The following is a 6,678-nucleotide window of genomic DNA, read 5'->3' as shown; positions in this document are numbered from 1 at the left end:
AATCGTGTTCCCCGGCGGCGCGACCGTCAAAGCGCTGCGCGAAGCCCGCTCCGGCAGCTGGTCGCAGATCAACACCGGCGGCACCACCGAGGTCCTGACCCGCAGATACCTCACCCTGTACATCGACCACGGTGTCAACCCGACCACCGGCTCGTACAGCTACCACCTGCTGCCGGGCGCGGACACCACCAGGACCGCGAACCGGGCCGCCGCCCCGACCGTGACCGTGCTCGCCAATACATCCGGCGTGCAGGCGATCACCGACACCGCCACGGGCGTGACGGCCGCGAACTTCTTCGCCGCGGGCACCGCGGGCCCGATCACGGTCAGCGCACCCTGCTCGGTGCTCATGCGCGAATCCGGCGGCCAGCTCAAAGTCACCGTCGCCGACCCGACCCGGGCCGCCACCACGATCACCGTCACGATCGCCCGCAGCGGCTACAGCACCGCCACCGGCGACGGCCGCATCACCGTCACCGGCCTCAACCCGATCAAGCTGGTCGCCGAGGTCGGCGGTGCGCTCGGCAGCTCCCGGACCATCACCTTCGGCACCGGCAGCACCGTCACCGGCGGCCAGCACCTGGCCCTGGCCCCCACCGCCGACGCCTACGTGCGCGACGGCGCGAGCTACGCCGGGGCCAACTACGGCACCGAAACCACGCTCGTCGTGAAGAACGACGCCGTGGGCTACGCCCGCAGGGCGTACCTCAAGTTCGACCTCACCGCACTGACCGCCGCCCCGAAACGGGCAGTCCTCTGGGTCAGCGGCAACACCGCCGACTCCCTGGGCACCCACACCACCATCAGCGCGTACGCCGTCACCGCCGACACCTGGACCGAAACCGGCCTCACCTGGAACACCGCACCCGCACTCGGCGCACCACTGTCCACCGCGCCGCTGTGCCAGGTCGCCGACTGGATCCCGCTCGACGTCACCTCGTTCGTCCAGGCCGAATACGCCGGGAACAAGACCGCGACCATCGCGCTCTGGCAGGCCGCGCTCGGCCGGGCCACGCAGCTCAACAGCCGGACCAACACCACGCGCCCGGCGTTCCTCGAGATCGTCACCGGCTGACATCCCCCACCGTCAGCCGCGTCGACGGCCGCGCCCGGCCGGGTCTCCGACCACCCGGCCGGGCGCGGCGTGTCAGCGGCCCTTCAGCCACCGGCGCACCACCCAGCAGGTATTCACCCACTCCGCTACGGTCCGGACACGAGCGTCGAGTCTCGAAGCCAGCCGCCTAAGGTTGGCGACCATGACCGAGCCGACCTTCCTCCACGACACCCGCGCCGCGTACGACACCTTCGCCGCGGAGTACGCCGAGCAGTTCCACGACGAGCTGGCGGGCATCCCGATCGAGCGGGCGATGCTGGCCGCGTACGCCGATCTCGTGCTTGCCGGTGGCGGCGGGCCGACCCTGGACGTCGGCTGCGGCACCGGGCCGGGCACGGCCCACCTGGCCGGCCTCGGCCTGGAGGTACGCGGCATCGACCTGTCCCCCGGCATGCTCGCGCTGGCCCGCAGCCGGTTTCCGCAGGTGCGTTTCGACGAGGGCACGATGACCGCCCTGGACGTGGCCGACGGCTCGCTCGCGGGGATCAGCGCGCAGTACTCCGTGATCCACATCCCGGACGGCGAGCTGCCTGCGGTGCTCGCGGGGTTCCGGCGCGCGCTCGCCGACGGCGGTCACCTGCTGCTGATCTTCCAGAACCTCGACGAGCAGCGTCTGCGCACCGAGGCTTTCGGGCACACGTTCACGCTGAACTATCACTTCCGCTCGGTCGACCGCATGGCCGAGTTCGTCACCGAGGCCGGTTTCGACGTGTTCGCGCAGGCCAGCCGCAAGGCGCAGACCGGCGAGCAGACGCCGCGCGGCATGCTGCTGGCACGTGCCTGCTAGCGTCGCGCGCTGATGAGCTCCTCGACCGATCGCCACGGCACGCTGCACACGCCGAGCCTGCACGTGCGCGTACCAGATGACCTTCCTGTCCTGCTGCGCAGCAACCGGCTCGCGTACGCCCTGCAGCTGACCCGGCGCAGGCTGCTGACCGTGTACCTGCCGGTCGCCTTCGTACTGTCCCTGATCGCGATCCGGTCCTGGCGGCTGACCGTGATCCTGCTGGGCGTGGTCGCGTTGCACTACGTGGTGACGTGTCTCGACGAGTCCGGCAGGGCGCGCTCGCCGCTGCTCGGCGCGGACGATCACGGTCTGTTCCTGCGCCCCAACGGCTATGTGCTGGCCGCGCTGCACCTGCCCTGGCCGCAGGTGAAGGACCTGTCGGTGCGGCGGTCGGGCGGCGTGTGGATGCTGTGCGTCACGCCGCGCGACCCGGGCGAGGACAAGCGCGCCCAGGAGCGGGAGACTACCGGGCGCTTCTACGGCTTCTGGCGCATCGTGGGCTACCAGCGCACCGTGCGCAGGCTGGGCACGAGCCTGTTCACGCCGATCGTGGGCGCTGACCCGGATCAGCTGCTGGCCGAGCTGAACGCGCAGCGCGCCGCGAGGTAGCGCGACCCATCTGATCATGCGGGTCGCGTTCGACGGCTTCACGCGGTTCGACGAGTTCGAGCGCAGCCTCGCCATCGCCCCGACCATGCTGACCCGTCGTCTGAAATCCCTGGTCGACGCCGGCCTCCTGGAGCGCCGGCGTTACCAGGAGCGCCCACCGCGCCACGAGTACGTGCTCACGGCGGCCGGGCGCGCACTGCGCCGGTCATCCTGGCCCTGTACGCGTGGGGAAACCAGGACCTGGCTCCCGCCGACCGCAGCCTGGTCCTGGTGGACCGGGCGACCGGCCGTGAGGTGGAGCCGGTCCTGGTGGACCGGGCCACCGGCGCGGCGCTGTCCGACCTGGACATCGGCTTCGTCGCCGGGTCCGCCGCGACGGAGCCGTTCCGCGACCGGCTGGCCGACGCGGCCGCGGCGGGCGGGCGGGCCGGGGCGGAGCCGTCCTGACCTGCTCCGGCGCGGTCGGCCGCTACGGCACCTGCCAGGTCATGACCTGGACGGGCGTGGACTTCGCGGATTCGCCCGCGGAGTTGAGCGCGGTGACCTCGAAGGTGTAGACCGTGCCGTGCTGGAGCCCGGTGGCGGTGAACGCGGGCCCGTAGGACCAGCCGATCAGGACGCCGTCGCGGTAGACGTGGTAGCCGTCGGTGGCTGCCATGACCGCCTCCCAGGCCAGGAACACCCGGTAGGCCTGCGGTGTGCCGACGACCATCCGGGTCGGCGGGGGCACCTGGGCGTACGGCGCGGCGGTGTTCGCCGACACTGCCGGGCCCGACGCGGACTCACCGGCGGTGTTCACCGCGGTGACGTGGAAGGTGTACGCCGTACCCGGGGTGAGCCCGTCCACCACCGCCGAGGTGGTGGTCGCCGAACGCACGAACACCCCGTTGCGGTGGATCCGGTAGCCGGTCGCCCCGGGCACGGCGATCCAGGCCAGCTTCACCGATCGGCTGGTGGTCTCGCCGGCGGTGGGCGCGGCCGGCGCGGCGGGAGTGCGCACGGCGCTGTCCGGGCCGGTCAGCACGACGTCGTCGGCGGTGAAGGCGTCCTGGGCGTACCAGCCGTGCAGGTAGACGGTGACGGTGTCGGAGGTGGCGGTGAAGCCGGTGGTGAGCCGGGTCCACGCCGCGCTCGGCGGGGTCCACGCCACGCCCTGGTCGTGGCCGAGGAAGGCGTATCCGCCGCGCACCCACGCGGACAGCGTGTAGACACCGCCGGGCTGGACCGGGATCGTCTGCGCGCAGCGGCCGGCGCCGGTGGCGGTGGGTGCGGCGGCCAGCGCGCGGGAGCCGGTGTGCGCGGCGCCGAGCTGGCTCGCTCCGGGCTCGCAGTCCCAGGCCCACGCCGTGGCGTGGTCGCCGTGCAGGGCGTCCTCGAAGCCGGGGTTGGCGACCAGGTTGATTGTGGCGGCGGCCGCGCCGCCTGCGGGGACGAAGACCGCTGCGCAGGCCAGCACGGCCAGCAGGAGGAGGCGGCGCACGGTCTCTCCAAACTGTAAGGTTTGCTGCCAGTAGCGCCGAACGCTAGCTGTCGCATGTGGCTCTGTCAATGAATCGGCGCGACCGCCCCGTGCCCGGCCGGCGGCCTTGTTAACGTTCATGGACCACCGCCGGGACCGGCCCGGCAGCCACGAGGAAGCAGGCCGCCGTGGGTGTCACGTCCTGGGGGAAGCGGCGCGGCGCGGTCGGCCCGGCGAAGGAAGTCGTGTGCGCGGGCGACAGCATCACCCGCGGTCTGGCCAGCGCGAACTACGTGAGCCTGCTGCACGACCGGCTCGGCCCGGCCGGTTACCGGTTCGTCAACGCCGGGGTCGACGGCAACCTCGCCTGGAACGTGCTGCGGCGCCTCGACGAGGTCATCGCCTGCCGCCCGGACGCGGTCACCCTGCTCGTCGGCACGAACGACGTCAACGCCACGTACGACGCGCGGTGGGCCCGGCACCACCGCCGCCAGCAGCGCCTGCCGGCCGTGCCGAGCCTGGAGTGGTACCTGGAGAACGTCGAGGCGATCCTGGACCGGCTGCGCAACGGCACGTCGGCGCGGCTGGCCGTGCTGGACCTGCCGCCACTGGGCGAGGATCTGTCGAGCACGATGAACCAGCGGGTGCGGGAGTACAACGCGGAGCTGCGCGCGGTCGCGGAGGGGCGCGGGGTGCCGTGCCTGCCGCTGTACGAGAAGCTGACCGCGCTGCTGCCGCCGGGACACCGGCCGCCGCCGTACGAGGGCAGGCTCGGCCTGGCGCTGCGGACGACGTTCCAGCACCTGGTGCTGCGCCGCTCCTGGGACGACATCTCGGCGGCCAACGGGCTGACCCTGCTCACCGACCACATCCACCTCAACGACAAGGCCGCCGCGGTCATCGCCGACCTGATCGGCGACTGGCTGCGAACCTCACCTCGTTAATCCACCATTGTAGATAAATTTACATCCACAGACTTCCATGCATTGCCGTGTGGACCTGACGATGGTCGCGTCGTCCCCGGCAGTGGAGGTCTTCCGTGTCCATCGCTTCCCGTTCCGCAGTCCGGCCGGTATGGCTGCTGCGCCTCGCCCTCGTCGTCGCCATGCTCGGCGGCGCGCTGTTCGTGCCCGCGGCCGCCGCGCCCGCCGAAGCCGCGGTCTACAGCACCTGCACCATGTCCCGCTGCGCCGACGCCCGCGCGGCCCGCTCCGGCTGGTCCGCCAAGGGCTTCCCGACCACCGCGGGCTGGTACTCCTGGAGCAACGGCCTCTACAACTACACCGGCGGCCGGTTCTACAACCGCGAGGGTCAGCTGCCCTCCGGCGCGACCTACTACGAGTACGACGTGTATCCCCGCGCCCGGGGCGCGGCCCGCGACGCCTACCGCATCGTGGTCAACCGCAGCACCGGCGTGACCTGGTTCTCGCCCAACCACTACACCGACTTCTACCGGCTGTGACACCGACGCAGGGGGCGGCGATGCCGCACCGCGCCGCCGGCCCCCTGCCCGGGTGGCTGACCGTGACCGCGGCTGCGGCACCCGACGACGCCGCGGCGATCGACGGGCGGGCCTGCCGCACCAGGAGCGGCCTGTTCGCCGAGTTCGCCCGCGCGCTGCGGTTCCCCGACCACTTCGGACACAACTGGGACGCGCTCGCCGACTGCCTGCGCGACGTCGCCGCCGTCTCCGCATCGACGGTGACCGTCAGCCACGCCGAAGACCTCCTGACCGGGGCACCCGAGCTGGCTGCCGTCCTGTTGGAGGTGATCGACACCAGCACGGCCGGCGTGACGCTCACTCTCCACGTGCCAGCCGACGGCCTCAGCCGGCTCACCGCCGTCACTGCGGCACTACTGCCGGACCGCTGACGGCGGGCCGCCACGCTCACCTGGGCCGGCCCTCATCCACGGGACGCCATCGCAGGTCCGGACGGTAGGCCCACGTCGCACGGATGGCGGTCTCCGGCGGCTGCGCCATGTCGTCCGCCTCGACGACGATCGGGGCGCGGCCCCGCAGCGACCAGCGCACCGCCATGGCCGTCTCAGGCTCTGCGGGCGTCGGCCCGAGCAGGTCGACCGCGCTCACCTCGGACCAGCCGACGGCCACCGGCGGCGATCCGCAGCGCAGACCGGCCGCATTCACGGTCATCGGCAGCGGCCCGCCGATCAGTGACACGGCCGCGTCTGCAGTCGTAGCGTCCGGTGCAGGCTGGCGCCGCCACCGTCGCACGAGCGAGACGCCTGCTCTCCACAGCAGGAAGACCGCCCAGACGAGCAGGCTGAACGCGATGTGCCGCAAGGCCTCCAGCGGATCGGCCGGCATATGCAGGTTGCGCCAGGTGAACCAGGCGAGCGCGGCCGTGGCGAGCACCATCGCCGCCACCCACCAGGGTCGCGGCCCGCGGGCGGGAGCGAGGGTCACCGGCAAGGCGGGCAGCGAGGCGGCACGGTCGAGCAGCAGACGCAGGTTCGGCAGCTCGACGTGGGGCTGCAGTCCGCGCCGGCCTGTCCGCGGCACCCAATCCGCGGTCAGGATGACGGCTCCGGGCGCCATGAAGGCGAATTGCACCACCAGCCACCACGGCCCGTCATGGATCTCCCCGCCCACTATCAGGATCGCGAGACCGGTCCCGAAGAACGCGACCCCGGACACGCCCAGGAGCAGGTGCGACACCATCCGGTCGCGGCTGTTCATGCGGCGCACCT

Annotated in this window: 9 protein-coding genes and 1 pseudogene; 8 read left to right on the top strand and 2 right to left on the bottom strand. The window is 72.2% G+C overall.

Features of this window, described 5'->3' with window-relative positions; all coding sequences use genetic code 11:
- The 5 genes and pseudogenes from F6W97_RS15890 to F6W97_RS40725 all read left to right on the top strand — a co-directional run.
- Nucleotides 1–1,075: CBM96 family carbohydrate-binding protein (locus tag F6W97_RS15890; RefSeq protein ID WP_155371101.1), on the top strand; the 1,075-nt coding region annotated here is incomplete at its 5' end.
- A 181-nt stretch (nt 1,076–1,256) separates the two neighbouring features.
- Nucleotides 1,257–1,901 (top strand): class I SAM-dependent DNA methyltransferase, encoded by a 645-nt coding sequence (locus tag F6W97_RS15885; protein ID WP_155371100.1) that lies wholly within the window; start codon nt 1,257–1,259, stop codon nt 1,899–1,901.
- A gap of 12 nt (nt 1,902–1,913) precedes the next feature.
- On the top strand, nt 1,914–2,510 hold the full coding sequence (locus tag F6W97_RS15880) for a hypothetical protein (RefSeq protein ID WP_155371099.1): 597 nt from the start codon (nt 1,914–1,916) through the stop codon (nt 2,508–2,510).
- Nucleotides 2,511–2,526: 16 nt separating this feature from the next.
- Nucleotides 2,527–2,700 (top strand): annotated as a pseudogene (locus F6W97_RS41540) (winged helix-turn-helix transcriptional regulator); the annotation flags it as partial.
- An 80-nt stretch (nt 2,701–2,780) separates the two neighbouring features.
- Complete coding sequence (locus tag F6W97_RS40725; RefSeq protein ID WP_230686708.1) at nt 2,781–2,957, top strand: hypothetical protein; 177 nt, start codon at nt 2,781–2,783, stop codon at nt 2,955–2,957.
- A 22-nt stretch (nt 2,958–2,979) separates the two neighbouring features.
- Here F6W97_RS40725 and F6W97_RS15870 read toward each other — a convergent pair whose 3' ends face one another.
- Nucleotides 2,980–3,990: a fibronectin type III domain-containing protein gene (locus tag F6W97_RS15870; RefSeq protein ID WP_196279170.1), complete on the bottom strand. Its 1,011-nt coding sequence runs from the start codon at nt 3,988–3,990 to the stop codon at nt 2,980–2,982.
- Nucleotides 3,991–4,157: 167 nt separating this feature from the next.
- Here F6W97_RS15870 and F6W97_RS15865 point away from each other — a divergent pair, with 167 nt between their 5' ends.
- The 3 genes from F6W97_RS15865 to F6W97_RS15855 all read left to right on the top strand — a co-directional run bounded on the left by F6W97_RS15865 (nt 4,158) and on the right by F6W97_RS15855 (nt 5,841).
- Complete coding sequence (locus F6W97_RS15865) at nt 4,158–4,913, top strand: SGNH/GDSL hydrolase family protein (RefSeq protein ID WP_155371097.1); 756 nt, start codon at nt 4,158–4,160, stop codon at nt 4,911–4,913.
- 161 nt (nt 4,914–5,074) lie between these two features.
- Nucleotides 5,075–5,431 (top strand): ribonuclease domain-containing protein, encoded by a 357-nt coding sequence (locus F6W97_RS15860; protein ID WP_155371118.1) that lies wholly within the window; start codon nt 5,075–5,077, stop codon nt 5,429–5,431.
- A 20-nt stretch (nt 5,432–5,451) separates the two neighbouring features.
- Nucleotides 5,452–5,841, top strand: a complete 390-nt coding sequence (locus F6W97_RS15855) for a barstar family protein (protein WP_155371096.1) — start codon at nt 5,452–5,454, stop codon at nt 5,839–5,841.
- Nucleotides 5,842–5,857: 16 nt separating this feature from the next.
- Here F6W97_RS15855 and F6W97_RS15850 read toward each other — a convergent pair whose 3' ends face one another.
- Nucleotides 5,858–6,667, bottom strand: a complete 810-nt coding sequence (locus tag F6W97_RS15850; protein WP_155371095.1) for a hypothetical protein — start codon at nt 6,665–6,667, stop codon at nt 5,858–5,860.
- Between the last annotated feature and the right edge of the window lie 11 nt (nt 6,668–6,678).

This window comes from Catellatospora vulcania, from assembly GCF_009720385.1.
GTDB lineage: Bacteria > Actinomycetota > Actinomycetes > Mycobacteriales > Micromonosporaceae > Catellatospora > Catellatospora vulcania.
Note: the sequence above shows the minus strand (reverse complement) of the source record. Positions and strands in the feature narration are given on the sequence as shown.